Origin of the sequence: Agrobacterium sp. GD03872 (genome assembly GCF_029840625.1) — a bacterium.
GTDB lineage: Bacteria > Pseudomonadota > Alphaproteobacteria > Rhizobiales > Rhizobiaceae > Agrobacterium > Agrobacterium fabrum_A.
This window is the reverse complement of sequence record NZ_JAOCCY010000013.1, coordinates 82,762-97,532: the sequence shown is the minus strand read 5'-3', so window position 1 is coordinate 97,532 and position 14,771 is coordinate 82,762. Positions and strand designations below refer to the sequence as shown.

The window sequence follows — 14,771 nt, the reverse complement described above, 5'->3', positions numbered from 1 at the left end:
TTCATGACGACCGAACAACCGATCCGCTGGGGCATCATCGGCCCGGGCACCATTGCCAGAACCTTTGCTGACGGTATCGCCCATTCCCGCACCGGCAGGTTAGAGGCCATCGCCACCCGCAATCCGGACAAGCCCGGCCTTGCCGAGGCCTTTGCCGGTGCGCGCATTATCAAGGGTTACGATGCGCTGCTTGCCGATCCCGATATCGATGCGGTCTATATCGCCACACCCCATACCGGCCATGCCGAATGGGCGATCAAGGCGATCCGGGCGGGTAAAAACGTGCTGGTGGAAAAGCCCATCGCGCTTTCCGCCTATGATGCCGACGCCATTTTCCACGAGGCGAAAAAGGCCGGCGTCTTCGCGGGCGAGGCCTATATGTATCGCCTGCACCCGCAGATGGCGAAATTGCTGGAACTGGTGAAAGCCCGCGCCGTCGGCGATATCCGCATCATACGCTCCAGCTTCGGTTTCAACATGGGCTCGTTCCGGGCCGATCACCGGCTTTTCGCCAATGAAACGGCGGGCGGCGGCATTCTCGATGTCGGGGGGTATCCGGTTTCCATGGTGCGGATGATCGCCGGCGCCGTGGAGGGAAAACCTTTCGCCGAACCCGAAAAAGTGGCGGGCGCCGCCCATCTCGGTCAGTCGGGCGTCGATGAATGGGCCTCGGCCGTGCTGAAATTCGCAAACGGCATCGTCGCCGAAGTCTCGTGCTCGATCATGGCGGCGCAGGACAATGTGCTGCGCATCATCGGCTCGGAAGGCCGTATCGAGGTCAAGGATTTCTGGTTCGCCGCCGGCCACAAGGGCGGCACCGGCCGGATCGATATCATCAGGGGCGACAAGGTCGAAACCATCGAGTTGCCGGAGGATCGCTGGCTTTATTCCTTCGAAGTCGATGCGGCGGGTGAGGCAATTCGCCAGGGCAGACATGAATTCGCGGCACCCGGCATGGCATGGGCCGATAGTCTCGGCAATCTGCGTGTCATGGACCAGTGGCGGGCTTCCGTCGGACTGGAATACAGCGTCGAAAAGGCGACATCGCGCATCGGAAATATCGCCGGTGGCAAGGTCGTTGCCGGAAATTCGGTTCCCAAGCGGCAGATACCGGGCCTTGCCAAGTCCGCGTCCGTGGTCGCGCTCGGTTTCGAATTCTTCCCCAATTTCGCTTCTGCATCCCTGACGCTGGATGCCTTTTACGAGGCGGGCGGCAATCTCTTCGATACAGCCTATGTCTATGGCGCAGGCAGGACGGAGGCGATTTTCGGCGACTGGCACACCAGCCGCAACGTGCCGCGCGAAGAGATCGTGCTGATCGGCAAGGGCGCACATTCGCCGCTCTGCTATCCTGACATGATCACAAAGCAGCTCGATCAGTCGCTTGAACGGCTGAAGACGGATTATGTCGATGCCTATTTCATGCATCGCGATAATCTGGACGTTCCGGTCGGCGAGTTCGTCGATGTCATGGATGCCGAAATCCGGCGCGGCCGTATTCGCGGCATTTTCGGCGGTTCCAACTGGACGCGCGAGCGGATGGATGAGGCGGCCGCCTATGCCGGGAAGAACGGCAAGCAGGCTCCAGCGGCGCTTTCCAACAATTTCTCGCTGGCGGAAATGCTCGATCCCATCTGGGCGGGCTGCGTCGCGGCATCGGATGACGAGTGGAAAGAATGGCTGCAATCCCGCCAGATTCCCAATTTCGCCTGGTCCAGCCAGGGGCGCGGATTTTTCACGGACAGGGCAGGGCGCGACAAGCATGACGATGAAGAAATCGTCCGCGTCTGGTATTCCGACCGCAACTTCGTCCGCCGCGACCGGGCGATCGAGCTTGCGCAGAAACTCGGCCGCCACCCGATCCATATCGCGCTCGCTTATGTCATCGCCCAGCCTTTCCCGGTCATTCCGCTGATTGGGCCGCGCACGATTGCGGAGCTGGAGGATAGTCTTTCGGCGTTGGATATCAGACTGACGGATGAACAAGTGAAATGGCTGGAGGCGTGAGCGGCAGCGGATTATCCGGGGGCCGTTGGGGAAATTGCTAAAACCCCTGTCATCCTCGAGCTTGATCCGAGGATCCACAAATCGCCGAAATTCAATGGATCCTCGGGTCGGGCCCGAGGATGACGTTGCGGCTGTGGGAATATCTGTAAGCCATCTCTGCCGTGAATTTTCCACGGCCTTTGAAGGCAATAGGGCAGGGCGCGACGTTGCCGCCCGTTTCTTCTCCCCGCCGGGGAGAAGGTGGCCCGAAGGGTCGGATGAGGGAGCTAGCTCTCCGCATATATCGACGCTTGCCCCCTCATCCCGCTGCCGCGGACTTCTCCCCGGCGGGGAGAAGAAACAGGCGGTAACCGCTCGCTCCAACTGGCGATCTTTCGGGGTGGAGATGTCATCTTCTACCTTCATTCCTCTCATGGCGACTGCTAAAGCGTAAGTTCATAAACCGTGCGGCCTGGCATTGCAGCCAAACAATCACCGGGGTTCCCATGAGCGATATCGACCGAATCCGTGCCCAGCAGCTGATGCGGGAAGCGAGCATCGATGCGCTGGTGCTTTTCCAGCCCGAAGCCTTCCGTTATGCCGTCGGCGCCCATGCCGGTGTCGCGACCATGTGGGGCAGGGCGGGTTCGGCAATTGCGCTGGTGCCGGCCGATGCCGGGGCGCGGCTTGCCGCTGTCGTCAGCGATCATGCCGCCCCGCTTGTCAGGAGGGCCGCGCCTGATGTCGATCTGCGCTGCCATCGCATCTGGATCGATATGGTCGATCTGTCGGGCGCCGAAACCATCGCGCAGGTGGACGATGCCTATCGCCGCGACAATTCCGGTGGCACGAGGCCGGAGACGTTCGATCGCGCCGCCTGTTTCGGCCTGCTGACCGATTTGCTGCGGGAGCGTGGGCTGTCGGCGGCGCGTATTGGCGTTGACCTCGAATTCATGCCCGCCGCCGATTTTCTGGCGCTGCGTCAGGCGCTGCCCGATGTCGACTGGGTTGACGGATCGCCCGTGCTGCGCCGCCTGCGCGCCGTGAAGTCCGAGCGTGAGATCGAGCTTCTGAGGCGTGCGGCAGCGGTGGCTGAGGCCGGGCTGGTCGCGATGGCCGCTGCCGTCAGGCCTGGCGCGGCGCTCGGCGGGCTTTCCGCCGCCTGGAAGGCCGGCGCACAGGCCCATGCCGCGAAATCCGGGTTTTCGCTGAGCGGCCATTGGGACTACATCTCCGTCGGGCCCGCTTTGTCGGATATGGCGGCGGTTGTCACGCCGGGCGCACTTATCAAGGCCGATGTTGGCACGCTGGTCGACGGCTATTCATCGGACGGTGCGAGAACCTTCTCGTGGGGACCGGTTTCACCGCTGGCGTCCGATATCTTCAAGGCACTGGAAGCGGCCTTCGCCCGTGGGCTGGAAGCGCTTCGTCCGGGCAATACATTCGGTGCTGTGCACGCCGCCATGCTGGCTTCGATGCGCGGCCAAGGTTTCAGTGAATATTATCGCGGCCATTTCGGCCATTCCGTCGGCGGCGGCGTCGGCATCGAGGAATGGCCGTTCTTTTCCAATGACAATCCGGAAATCATTCTGCCCGGCATGGTCGTGGCGCTCGAAGCGCCGTTTTATGGCGAAGGGCTGGGGGCGCTGATGATCGAGGACCAGTTCCTCGTCACCTCGGCAGGGACAGAGTGCATGAACAGCCTGCCGCGCACCCTGCGGGATTTATCCGCGAACTGAGCGCCGGATCAGAGGAAATCGTCACGGCGCGGGGTGAAGCAGTCGATCAGCTCGCCCTCTTCCAGACACAGGCAGCCATGCTCGACATGGCCGGGAACGATGAGGCTGTCGCCTTTCTGAAGATCGTAGGCGTCACCGTCGCGGTAAAAGCGGAAGCTGCCGCTGGCGACATAGGTGGATTGCACATGCGGGTGGCTGTGCAACTTGCCTTCGGCGCCGGTCTTGAAGCGGAAGGACACGACCATCAGTTCCGGCGCTTCGGAAAGCACGGTGCGTTCGACGCCGTCGTCGGGCGAAACGGTGGGGAATGTCGGAAGCTGCTGCATGTGGTTCTCCTCAGTCAGGCAATGCGGTCCAGGCGGTTGATATCAGCGCGGCGCGCGCAGCATGGCGCGATACCGCGTCTGGCTGTTTTTCAGATGGGTGCGCATGGCGCTTCGCGCCGCCTCCTCGTCGCCGTCCTGTATCGCGATCAGGATGGCCTCATGCTCGCCCACGAGACGGGCGAGATCGGCGGATGAAAGCACGGTTTCCGCGCCGTTTTCAGCCACGGCGCGGCGCGGAATGACGGTGGGGCCAAGCACCTGCAGAAACTCGCTGAAGCGGGGATTATTGGTCGCCTCGGCAACGGCGATATGAAAGGCGAAATCGGCCCCGGCCGTCGGAATGCCCCTGGCGGCGCTGGCGCGGAAGGCATCGAAGGCCTCGATGATCTTTTCTTCCTGCGCCGGCGAACGGCGAATGGCGGCAAGCCCGGCGGCATCACCTTCCACGGCGGTGCGCAGTTCCAGCATCTCGATCAGCGAGGAAACCCGCGCGAGGTCGACATTGTGGAAGGGACGCCGTTCCACCGGCGCGGGTTCGAGCACGAAGACACCGGCGCCCTGCCGCGGCTCGACCAGGCCGTCGGAGCGCAGCGAGGCGATGGCCTCGCGCACCACGGTGCGGCTCACGCCGAATTCCTGTGTCATCTGCGCCTCGGAGGGCAGGCGGTCGCCCGTCTTGTAGCGGCCCTTGGCGATCTGGCTGCGGAGTTCCTCCGAAACCTTCACCACAAGGGTTCTGCCCTGTGGAGCCGTCGGTTCGGAGGTCGTCGCTTTTGTCATCTTGGTCGCCGTTCTAAAAATGTCGGTTGGGTGCACCGTTCCTCGATACGTCATTCGCCGCCCGGCTTGCAATCCCGCCGCTGACACGGGAAGCTCCGTACGGCATCTTATGTCTCCGTGAAGATCGGATTTTCCACGAACACGCCGCCCTGAAAGCGGACGACCGCGTCGTTCGGCTCCGGTCTTGGTACTGTCCGGACGATGTGTTCCCGGAAAGCCTCGGCATTGTCCTTCGGCCTCCATCCGAGATAACCGAGATGCGAATTGTCCCACCAGCCGGCATCGTTGGCCGATGCGCCCCAGACAACCGGGCAACCCAGCACCGGCGCGCGAAATACCGCTTCGATCAGCGACACGAAATCGTCCTGCGAGAGCCAGGTCGACAACATGCGGTGATTGATGGGTTCCGGCGTGCAGGAGCCGATGCGCACCAGCGCCGTCTCCTGACCGAATTTCTCGAAATACATACGCGCAAGGTTTTCGCCGAAACATTTGGACACGCCATAAAGCCCGTCCGGACGGAAGGGAACGTCGGGGCCGAGCCGCTCGGTCTGGGGATAATAACCGATCGTATGGTTGGAACTGGCGAAAACGATGCGTGGCTGGCCATGGGCGCGGGCGGCCTCGTAGAGATTATAAAGCCCGATGATATTGCCCTGCAAAATCTGCTCGAAGGGCCGCTCCACCGAAATGCCGCCGAGATGCACGATCCCGTCGCAACCGGCAACCATGGCGTTGACGGCGGCCGCGTCGGCAAGGTCGCATTGCACACATTCCTCGTTCGGCCCTGCCGGATCGAGCGGCGAGAGATCGGCAAGGCGCAGGCTCTGGGCCATCGGTGCGAGACGCTTGCGCATCACGCGACCAAGCTGGCCCGCCGCACCGGTAACAAGAAGCCGTTTCATTGCCGTTCTCCCACGCCGCTTCTGCATCTGTGCTGTGGTCAGAAGCATCGTCACCTCTTGACCTTGTCATACATATCGTACAAAAAGCGGATAACATATATTATGTGCCATACGCAATAATCATGAGGGATGAGTTTGATGTTGACCGTCGAAACGAGGCAGGCCGTAAATCCGGACTATGCAAAGACGCTGGATACCGAAGGGCTGCGCCGGCATTTCCTCGCGAACGACATGTTCCGCTCCGGTGAAATCAGGCTGATCTACACCCACTACGACCGCTTCGTCATGGGCGGTGCGGTGCCAAATGGCGCGCCGCTGACGCTGGACAAGGTGGAGGAGACGAAAACGCCGTCTTTCCTCGACCGGCGCGAAATGGGCATCGTTAATATCGGTGAGGCCGGCACGGTCAGCGCCGGCGGCGAGACCTATACGCTCAATCGCGGCGACGTGCTTTATCTCGGTGCAGGCAGCGGTGCGGTGACCTTTGGCGGGGCTGGACGATTCTACATCACCTCCTGCCCGGCGCATCGCAGCCTGCCGGCAAGGCTCGTTACTCTGGGGAGCAGCAAGGAGGTCAAGCTCGGCGCGACCGAGACCTCCAACAAGCGTACCATCAACCAGTTCATCCATCCGCTTGTCATGGAAAGCTGCCAGCTGGTGCTAGGGTATACGACGCTGGAGGACGGTTCCGTCTGGAACACCATTCCTTCCCACATTCATGATCGCCGCATGGAAGCCTATCTCTATTTCGGCATGGATGAAAAGTCGCGCGTTCTGCATCTGATGGGTGAGCCGCAGGAGACCCGCCACCTGTTCATTTCCAACGAAGAGGGGGCGATTTCGCCGCCCTGGTCGATCCATTCGGGCGCCGGTATCGGTTCTTACACCTTCATCTGGGCGATGGCGGGCGACAATGTCGATTATACCGACATGGACTTCATCCAGCCGGGGGATATGAAATGAAGAATCCCTTCTCGCTTGTGGGGAGCAAGGCGCTGGTGACGGGCGCGAATACGGGTCTCGGCCAGGCGATTGCGGTGGGGCTCGCCGCCGCCGGTGCGGAAGTGATCTGCGCCGCCCGCCGTGCACCGGATGAAACGCTTGACATGATCGCCAGGGACGGCGGCAAGGCCAGCGCCCTGTCGATCGATTTTGCCGATCCGCTCGCCGCCAGGGACAGCTTTAGCGATGCCGGTTTCGATATTCTCGTCAACAATGCCGGCATTATCCGCCGCGCCGATTCCGTCGAATTTTCCGAACTCGACTGGGATGAGGTGATGGACGTCAATCTGAAGGCGCTGTTTTTCACCACCCAGGCCTTCGCAAAGGAGTTGCTGGCGAAAGGCCGCCCCGGCAAGGTGGTCAATATCGCCTCGCTGCTGTCGTTTCAGGGCGGCATTCGTGTGCCGTCCTATACGGCGGCGAAACATGGCGTGGCCGGTCTCACCAAGCTCCTGGCGAATGAGTGGGCGGCGAAGGGCATCAATGTGAACGCCATCGCGCCCGGTTATATCGAAACCAACAATACCGAGGCGTTGCGTGCGGATGCTGCTCGCAACAAGGCCATTCTCGAGCGTATTCCGGCAGGGCGATGGGGCCATTCCGACGATATCGCCGGGGCGGCCGTTTTTCTGGCGTCGCCAGCGGCGGATTACGTGCATGGCGCCATACTTAATGTTGATGGCGGCTGGCTGGCGCGCTGACCTGCGCCAGCTTCTAAAATTCATCATATAACTTGTATGATGACTTGTTGACAAATATACGGCAAGCGGTTTAGGTGGCGTTCAGTCCATGAACTTGCAGAGGAATACCGAATATGAACCCTGAACAAATCAAGACGGCGCTTGGCTCCGGCCTGTTGTCCTTCCCGGTCACCCATTTCGATTCCGAGGGCCGTTTCGCCGCCGATAGCTACAGGGCGCATGTCGAGTGGCTTGCCGGTTACAAGGCGCCGGTGCTGTTTGCCGCCGGCGGTACGGGCGAATTCTTCTCGCTCAAGCCGGATGAAATCCCCACCATCGTTTCCGCCGCCAAGGACGTGGCCGGCGAAACGGCCATCGTTTCCGGCTGCGGTTATGGCACCGAGGTCGCCGTCGATATCGCCCGTTCGGTGGAGAAGGTCGGTGCCGATGGTATCCTGCTCCTGCCGCATTACCTCATCGATGCGCCGCAGGAAGGCCTTTACGCCCATATCAAGAAGGTGTGCCAGTCGGTCGGCATCGGCGTCATGGTTTATAACCGCGACAATTCCGTGCTGCAGGCCGATACGCTGGCGCGTCTCTGCGACGAATGCCCGAACCTCGTCGGCTTCAAGGACGGTACCGGCGATATCGGCCTCGTGCGCCAGATCACCGCCAAGATGGGTGATCGCCTGATGTATCTCGGCGGCATGCCGACGGCGGAGCTGTTTGCCGAAGCCTATCTCGGCGCCGGTTTCACCACCTATTCCTCTGCTGTCTTCAACTTCGTGCCGGGTCTTGCCAATGAGTTCTACGCGGCGCTGCGCGCTGGCGAGCGCGCCACCTGCGAACGTATCCTGACGGAGTTCTTCTATCCGTTCATGGCGATCCGCAACCGCGCCAAGGGTTACGCCGTCTCCGCCATCAAGGCCGGCGTCCGCCTGCAGGGCTTCAACGCCGGTCCGGTGCGTGCGCCGCTGAAGGATCTGACCAATGAGGAAATCGGAATGCTCGATGCCCTGATCGGCACACATAAGCGCAAGGCCTGATCGAAACAGAACGGGAGGGGAGCGATGAAAATCACGGCGGTGCGAACGCATCTGCTCGAACATTGCCTGGATACGCCGTTTGAAAGCGCATCCATGCGCTTTGATCGGCGCGCCCATATTCTGGTGGAAATCGAATGCGATGACGGAACCGTCGGCTGGGGCGAATGCCTCGGCCCCGCGCGGCCGAACGCCGCCGTGGTTCGGGCCTATTCCGGCTGGCTTATCGGCCAGGACCCGCGCGAGACGGAGAAGATCTGGGCCGTGCTTTATAATGCCCTGCGCGATCAGGGCCAGCGCGGCCTCAGCCTCACGGCCCTTTCCGGCATCGATATCGCGCTGTGGGACATCAAGGGTAAACATTACGGGGCTTCCATCTCGATGCTGCTTGGCGGGCGCTGGCGCGAAAGCGTGCGCGCCTATGCCACCGGCAGCTTCAAGCGGGATGGCGTCGACCGTGTTTCCGACAATGCCTCCGAGATGGCGGAGCGCCGGGCGGAAGGCTTTCACGCCTGCAAGATCAAGATCGGTTTCGGGATCGAGGAGGACCTGCGGGTCATCGCCGCGGTGCGCGAGGCGATCGGGCCGGATATGCGGCTGATGATCGACGCCAATCACGGTTATACCGTTACCGAAGCCATTGCGCTCGGCAACCGCGCCGCGGATTATGGCATCGACTGGTTTGAGGAGCCGGTGGTTCCCGAACAGCTCGATGCCTACAAGCGTGTGCGAGAGGGCCAGCCGATCCCGGTTGCAGGCGGCGAAACCTGGCACGGGCGCTATGGCATGTGGCAGGCGCTTTCCGCCGGTGCGGTGGACATTCTCCAGCCCGATCTCTGCGGCTGCGGCGGTTTTTCCGAAACGCAGAAGATCGCCGCGCTCGCCACGCTGCACGGCGTGCGCATCGTGCCGCATGTCTGGGGCACCGGCGTGCAGATCGCCGCCGCCCTGCAATTCATGGCGGCGATGACGCCCGATCCGGTGCGCGTCAATCCCGTCGAACCGATCATGGAATTCGACCGCACGTATAATCCGTTCCGGCAGGCCGTGCTGAACGAGCCGATCGAGGCGGTGAACGGCGTTGTCGCCATTCCGGACGGCCCGGGTCTCGGCATCGAGATCAATCGCGAAGCGCTCACAGAATTCAGGATGCCAGACCCATGAGCGAACTTGTCAGAAAACTGAGCGGCGCAGCGCCTAATCCCGCTTTCCCGAAGGGCGCCGTCGACACGCAGATGCATCTGTATCTGCCCGGTTTTCCTGCCCTGCCGGGCGGACCGGGGCTGCCGCCGGGCGCTCTGCCGGGGCCCGATGACTATCGCAGGCTCATGCGATGGCTCGGCATCGACCGGGTCATCATCACGCAGGGCAATGCCCATCAGCGTGACAATGGCAACACGCTCGCCTGCGTGGCTGAAATGGGCGAGGCGGCGCGCGCGGTGGTTATCATCGATGCGGGCACGACCGAAAAAGACATGGAAAAGCTTGCCGGCGCCGGCGTCGTCGGTGTGCGTATCATGGATTTGCCGGGCGGCGCCGTGAACCTTTCCGAACTGGAAGCAGTGGATGAAAGGGCCTATGCCGCCGACTGGATGGTGGCGGTGCAGTTCGACGGCAATGGGATTCTCGACCATCTGCCGCGCCTTCAGAAAATCCGTTCGCGCTGGGTGTTCGATCACCACGGCAAGTTTTTCAGGGGCATCGATACGAATGGCCCGGAAATGGCGGCGCTTCTGAAGCTTATCGATCGCGGCAATCTCTGGTTCAAGTTCGCCGGCGTCTACGAAAGTTCGCGTGAGAGCTGGCCCTATGAGGACGTCGCCGCCTTTTCGCGGGTGGTCGCCGCCCATGCGCCGGAGCGCGTCGTCTGGGGCACCAACTGGCCGCATAATTCCATCCGAGAAACGGCCGCCTATCCCGACGATGCCCGCCTTGCGGAACTCACGCTCGGCTGGCTGCCGGATGAGGCGGCCCGCCGCCGGGTGCTGGTGGAGAACCCGGAGGCCCTGTTCAAGCTGCCACCATTCGCGGCGGCGTAATCTAATCCGGATGTCGGGGAAGGGAGGTCCCCATCATCCTTTCAGGTGAAAGGTCTTTGCATGCCGGCCCGGATGGGCGTGAAAAACCGGTCCGATAGCCTTGGAGGGGCTGGGCCGTTTCAACAATGGAGGAGGAAAGCATGAAGAAGATTGCAAGCATGATGTGCGTCGCGATGGGGATGGCGCTCGCTGGCGTGTCCGCCCAGGCGCAGGAAATCACCCTGCGTTCGGCGGATATTCACCCGGACGGTTATCCGACGGTCGAGGCCGTGAAATATATGGGCGAGCTGCTGGCAGAGCGCACCAATGGCCGCATCAAGATCCAGGTCATGAACAATTCCGTTCTCGGCGGCGAGAAGGACACCATCGAACAGACCCGCTTCGGCGTCATCGACATGAATCGTGTCAATGCCGCGCCTTTCAACAATCTGGTCAAGGAAACCACCGTTCTCGGCCTGCCTTTCCTGTTCCGCTCGACGGAGCACATGCACAACACGGTTGACGGGCCTATCGGCGATGAGGTTCTGGCCGCTTTCGAACCGCACGGCCTTATCGGCCTTGCCTTTTACGATTCCGGCGCGCGCTCCTTCTACACCACCAAAAAGCCCATCGAGAAACTGGCGGACCTGAAGGGTCTGAAAATCCGCGTGCAGCAGTCGGATCTGTGGATTTCGATGATGCAGGCTTTCGGCGCCAACCCGACGCCGATGCCGATGGGCGAAGTTTACTCCTCGCTTGAAACCGGTGTCGTCGACGGTGCGGAAAACAACTGGCCGTCTTACGAATCCGCCCGGCACTACGAAGTCGCGAAGAATTACTCGCTGACGGAACATTCGCTGAACCCGGAAATCCTCGTCATTTCCAAGATTTCCTATGACAAGCTCTCGCCGGAGGACCAGAAGCTGCTGCGTCAGGCGGCCAAGGATTCCGTCGGCAAGATGCGGGAACTCTGGAGCGCCCGCGAAAAGGCGTCGGAAGACAAGGTCCGCGCGGCCGGCGTTAATGTCATCAAGGTCAACAAGGAGGAATTCGCTGCCGCGATGGGTCCGGTCTACGACAAGTTCGTCACCGACCCGAAGATGAAGGACCTTCTGGAACGGGTGAAAGCGGTCAAGTAATGCGCGGAAAACCGGCCCTGGGAACGGGGCCGGTTTTCTTTTGTCGCCGTTGACGCGGAGGAACAGGCAATGCGAAATTTCATGCGGGCGATCCGCCCTTTTCTCGGCGGGCTCAGCCAGGCCTCGCTTTATATCGCCGGCATCGGCATGGTCGCCATGACGCTTATCGTCGGCTGGCAGGTCTTCGCCCGTTACATCCTGAATGATTCCCCCAGCTGGTCGGAGCCGCTGTCGCTGCATCTCATGTCATGGTTCATCATGCTGGGGGCGGCTGTCGGCGTGCGCGAGAGCGTGCATCTGGGGCTCGATATCCTGCGCTACATGATGCCGCCACGCATACAGAAGGCAATGGACATGACCAGCCTTGCGCTGATCTTCTTCTTCGGGGCCGGCATGGCCTGGTATGGCACCTCGCTTTCCATGGGCACCTGGACGGCGACGATCCCGGTTCTCGGCTGGCCCGGCGGCACGGATTTCTTCCCGCTGATCGGCGGCGGTTTCCTCATCGCGCTGTTTGCGGCTGAACGTTTCGTCGATCTCGCCATCGGCGAGGAGATCGCGGCCGATGTGATCGTGCAGGAGGCGGCGTAAATGGCTTACACCATTCTCTTCGGGGTCTTCACCCTGCTGATGCTGATCGGCACGCCGATAGCCTTCTGCCTCGGCATTGCCTCTTTCGCCACGGTTCTCTATCTCGGCCTGCCGCCGATCGTGGTGTTCCAGCAGATGAATTCCGGCATGAACGTGTTTGCGATGATGGCGATACCGTTCTTCATCTTTGCCGGCGACCTGATGGTGCGCGGCGGCATCGCCCATCGCCTCATCCGCTTCGCGGCCGGTCTCGTAGGCCATCTGCGCGGCGGTCTCGGACAGGTCAATATCGTGGCCTCGACGCTGTTCGGCGGTATTTCCGGTTCGGCCGTGGCCGATGCGTCAGCCGTCGGCGGGCTGATGATCCCGCAAATGGCCAAGCGCGGTTACGACAGGGACTATGCCGTCAATGTCACGGTCAATGCCGCCATCATCGCGCTGATGATCCCGCCGTCGCATAACATGATCCTTTATTCGATTGCGGCGGGCGGCAATGTCTCGGTGGCCGATCTCTTCACCGCCGGCATCATTCCCGGCCTGCTGCTGGCCGGCGCGCTGATGGTGACGGCCTATATCGTCGCCCGGCGCAAGGGTTATCCATCCGAGCCGTTCCCCGGCTTCTCGAAGCTGATGTATTATCTGTTGGCCTCGTTCCCCGGCATACTGCTGATCGGCATCATCTTCGGCGGCGTGCGTTCAGGCGTCTTCACGGCGACGGAAAGCTCCTGCATTGCCGTTCTCTACGCCTTCCTCGTCGCCATGCTGGTCTATCGCGAACTCGACTGGAGCGGTTTCGTGGAAGCGGTAATGGGTGCTGTGCGGACAACGGCCATGGTTCTGCTGGTCATCGGCACGGCGGCGTCCTTCGGCTGGCTGATGGCTTTCCTGCAGGTGCAGACGCTGATGATTGCCGCGATCAGCGCGAATTCGGACAATCCGATCATCGTGCTGCTGGTCATCAACATCATCCTGCTGCTGCTCGGCACCTTCATGGACATGGCGCCGATGGTCATCATCTCCACGCCGGTGCTTCTGCCTGTCGTGAAGGCCTTCGGCATCGACCCCGTGCATTTCGGCGTCGTGATGATCCTCAATGCCGGTATCGGGCTCAACACGCCGCCAGTCGGAACGGTGCTTTTTGTCGGCTGCGCGGTCGGTGGCATAACGATACGGGAAGCGATGCGAACGATCTGGCCATTCTTCGGCGCCAGCGTCGCCGTGCTGCTCGCCGTCACCTATATCCCGTCGCTTTCACTCTGGCTGCCGTCACTGTTCCGGTGAGCGCGACAGGGGCATCGAAGACGGGCCTCGCCGTTTGGCGGGGCCTTGGCGTGAAAACCGGGTCTCTTCCGGCCAATCCAGTTTCACACGCCGTCCGCATCATCGACCGGCTGGGAGCATCGCCTTCCATCCGGTCGAAAACTATTGAGAAAGCCAATGCAAGCCACTGATTATTTTCATCAATTCTCCAGCCGCTATAGGCATTACAAGGGCGGTAGCTGGTGTTACGAGGATGGTTGTGTCTATCGGGGTCTGCAGCTTCTGTTTCAGGCCACGGGCGATGGACGCTGGAACGATTATCTCCACCGGCTGGCCGATGCCCAGATAGCGGCGGATGGAACGCTCGCCGGTTACGATCCGCAGGAATATAATATCGACCACATCCTTGCCGGCCGTATCCTCTTTCCCCTGGCGGTGGAAACCGGCGACCGACGTTATCTCGCCGCCGCGCAACATCTGGCAGGGCAGCTCGCCACCCATCCGCGCATCGCTGCGGGCAATTATTGGCACAAGAAACGTTATCCGCATCAGGTCTGGCTGGACGGGCTTTATATGGGGCTGCCTTTCCAGATCGAATATGCGCAGGCGACGGGTCACGCCGGGCTGATCGACGATGCGCTTCGGCAATTCTCAACCGCGCTTGCGCTCACGGACGATGCCGGCGGGCTCTATGTCCATGGTTACGACGACAGCCGTAGCCAGCGCTGGGCCGATCCTCAAAGCGGTAGGTCTCCCGCCATATGGGCGCGCGCGGTGGGCTGGCTTGCCATGGCGCTGGTGGATGCGCTCGCCATACTGCCGAAGGACGGCGCGACGGCGGGGCTTCGCAACAAGACGCAGTCGCTTCTGGCCGGCATCATCGCGCGGCAGACCGAGACGGGGCTCTGGATGCAGGTTCTCGACAATCCGGGCCTTGCGAGTAATTACGAGGAAACATCCGCCTCCGCCATGTTTGCCTACGCCTTGCTGCATGCAGTGCGACTGAAGCTCGTGCAGGGCGAAGAGGCGAATGCCGCCCTTTCGGCGGGTCGCCGCGCGCTTGAGGCGCTTCTTGAAACGCGGCTGAAAGCCGATGAAAAGGGCGTGATGCGCCTCACAGGCATCGTGCATGTCGCCGGCCTTGGCGGCTTTGAGGGCAATTATCGCGATGGAACACCGGAATATTATCTGACCGAGCCGGTGGTGTCCGACGATGCCAAGGGCGTCGGGCCGCTGATGATGGCCCATGCCGAAAGCCTGCTTCTGGCCAAGCCGCAGGCGCAGGCTGTTTCAGTGGCGTGA

Annotated in this window: 14 protein-coding genes; 11 read left to right on the top strand and 3 right to left on the bottom strand. The window is 61.6% G+C overall.

Going from position 1 to position 14,771, the window contains the following annotated elements:
- Positions 1–3 precede the first annotated feature (3 nt).
- Together N5D22_RS21545 and N5D22_RS21540 are read left to right on the top strand one after the other, a co-directional pair.
- The gene (locus N5D22_RS21545) at positions 4–2,007 is read left to right on the top strand and encodes an aldo/keto reductase (RefSeq protein ID WP_279657790.1); all 2,004 of its coding nucleotides are present in this window, start codon (positions 4–6) and stop codon (positions 2,005–2,007) included.
- A 485-nt stretch (positions 2,008–2,492) separates the two neighbouring features.
- Positions 2,493–3,725 carry a Xaa-Pro peptidase family protein gene (locus tag N5D22_RS21540; protein ID WP_279657791.1) on the top strand — a complete coding sequence of 411 codons (1,233 nt, stop codon included), beginning with the start codon at positions 2,493–2,495 and terminating at the stop codon, positions 3,723–3,725.
- A gap of 8 nt (positions 3,726–3,733) precedes the next feature.
- On the opposite strand, the gene N5D22_RS21535 is transcribed toward N5D22_RS21540, so the two are convergent.
- From N5D22_RS21535 to N5D22_RS21525, 3 genes are all read right to left on the bottom strand, one after another.
- Positions 3,734–4,051, bottom strand: coding sequence for a cupin domain-containing protein (locus N5D22_RS21535; protein ID WP_279657792.1), 318 nt, complete (start codon positions 4,049–4,051; stop codon positions 3,734–3,736).
- 42 nt (positions 4,052–4,093) lie between these two features.
- Positions 4,094–4,831 carry a FadR/GntR family transcriptional regulator gene (locus N5D22_RS21530; protein ID WP_279657793.1) on the bottom strand — a complete coding sequence of 246 codons (738 nt, stop codon included), beginning with the start codon at positions 4,829–4,831 and terminating at the stop codon, positions 4,094–4,096.
- Between the two features lie 107 nt (positions 4,832–4,938).
- Positions 4,939–5,736 carry an NAD(P)-dependent oxidoreductase gene (locus N5D22_RS21525; RefSeq protein WP_279657794.1) on the bottom strand — a complete coding sequence of 266 codons (798 nt, stop codon included), beginning with the start codon at positions 5,734–5,736 and terminating at the stop codon, positions 4,939–4,941.
- 138 nt (positions 5,737–5,874) lie between these two features.
- Between N5D22_RS21525 and kduI the strand changes: the two genes are divergently transcribed.
- From kduI to N5D22_RS21480, 9 genes are all read left to right on the top strand, one after another.
- Positions 5,875–6,699, top strand: a complete 825-nt coding sequence (gene kduI / locus N5D22_RS21520) for a 5-dehydro-4-deoxy-D-glucuronate isomerase (RefSeq protein ID WP_279657795.1) — start codon at positions 5,875–5,877, stop codon at positions 6,697–6,699.
- The gene (kduD, locus tag N5D22_RS21515; RefSeq protein ID WP_279657796.1) at positions 6,696–7,439 is read left to right on the top strand and encodes a 2-dehydro-3-deoxy-D-gluconate 5-dehydrogenase KduD; all 744 of its coding nucleotides are present in this window, start codon (positions 6,696–6,698) and stop codon (positions 7,437–7,439) included. Before kduI ends, kduD begins: the two co-directional genes overlap by 4 nt.
- A 113-nt stretch (positions 7,440–7,552) precedes the next feature.
- Positions 7,553–8,464 carry a 5-dehydro-4-deoxyglucarate dehydratase gene (gene kdgD, locus N5D22_RS21510; RefSeq protein WP_279657797.1) on the top strand — a complete coding sequence of 304 codons (912 nt, stop codon included), beginning with the start codon at positions 7,553–7,555 and terminating at the stop codon, positions 8,462–8,464.
- A gap of 24 nt (positions 8,465–8,488) precedes the next feature.
- Entirely contained in the window at positions 8,489–9,625 is a 1,137-nt protein-coding gene (locus N5D22_RS21505) for a D-galactarolactone cycloisomerase (protein WP_279657798.1), read from the top strand.
- The gene (locus N5D22_RS21500; protein ID WP_279657799.1) at positions 9,622–10,500 is read left to right on the top strand and encodes an amidohydrolase family protein; all 879 of its coding nucleotides are present in this window, start codon (positions 9,622–9,624) and stop codon (positions 10,498–10,500) included. The genes N5D22_RS21505 and N5D22_RS21500 overlap by 4 nt, the downstream gene beginning before the upstream one ends.
- A 140-nt stretch (positions 10,501–10,640) precedes the next feature.
- Complete coding sequence (locus tag N5D22_RS21495) at positions 10,641–11,618, top strand: TRAP transporter substrate-binding protein (RefSeq protein ID WP_279657800.1); 978 nt, start codon at positions 10,641–10,643, stop codon at positions 11,616–11,618.
- Positions 11,619–11,687: 69 nt separating this feature from the next.
- Positions 11,688–12,209, top strand: coding sequence for a TRAP transporter small permease (locus N5D22_RS21490; RefSeq protein ID WP_279657801.1), 522 nt, complete (start codon positions 11,688–11,690; stop codon positions 12,207–12,209).
- Positions 12,210–13,490: a TRAP transporter large permease gene (locus N5D22_RS21485; RefSeq protein WP_279657802.1), complete on the top strand. Its 1,281-nt coding sequence runs from the start codon at positions 12,210–12,212 to the stop codon at positions 13,488–13,490.
- A gap of 156 nt (positions 13,491–13,646) precedes the next feature.
- Positions 13,647–14,771 (top strand): glycoside hydrolase family 88 protein, encoded by a 1,125-nt coding sequence (locus N5D22_RS21480; RefSeq protein ID WP_279657803.1) that lies wholly within the window; start codon positions 13,647–13,649, stop codon positions 14,769–14,771.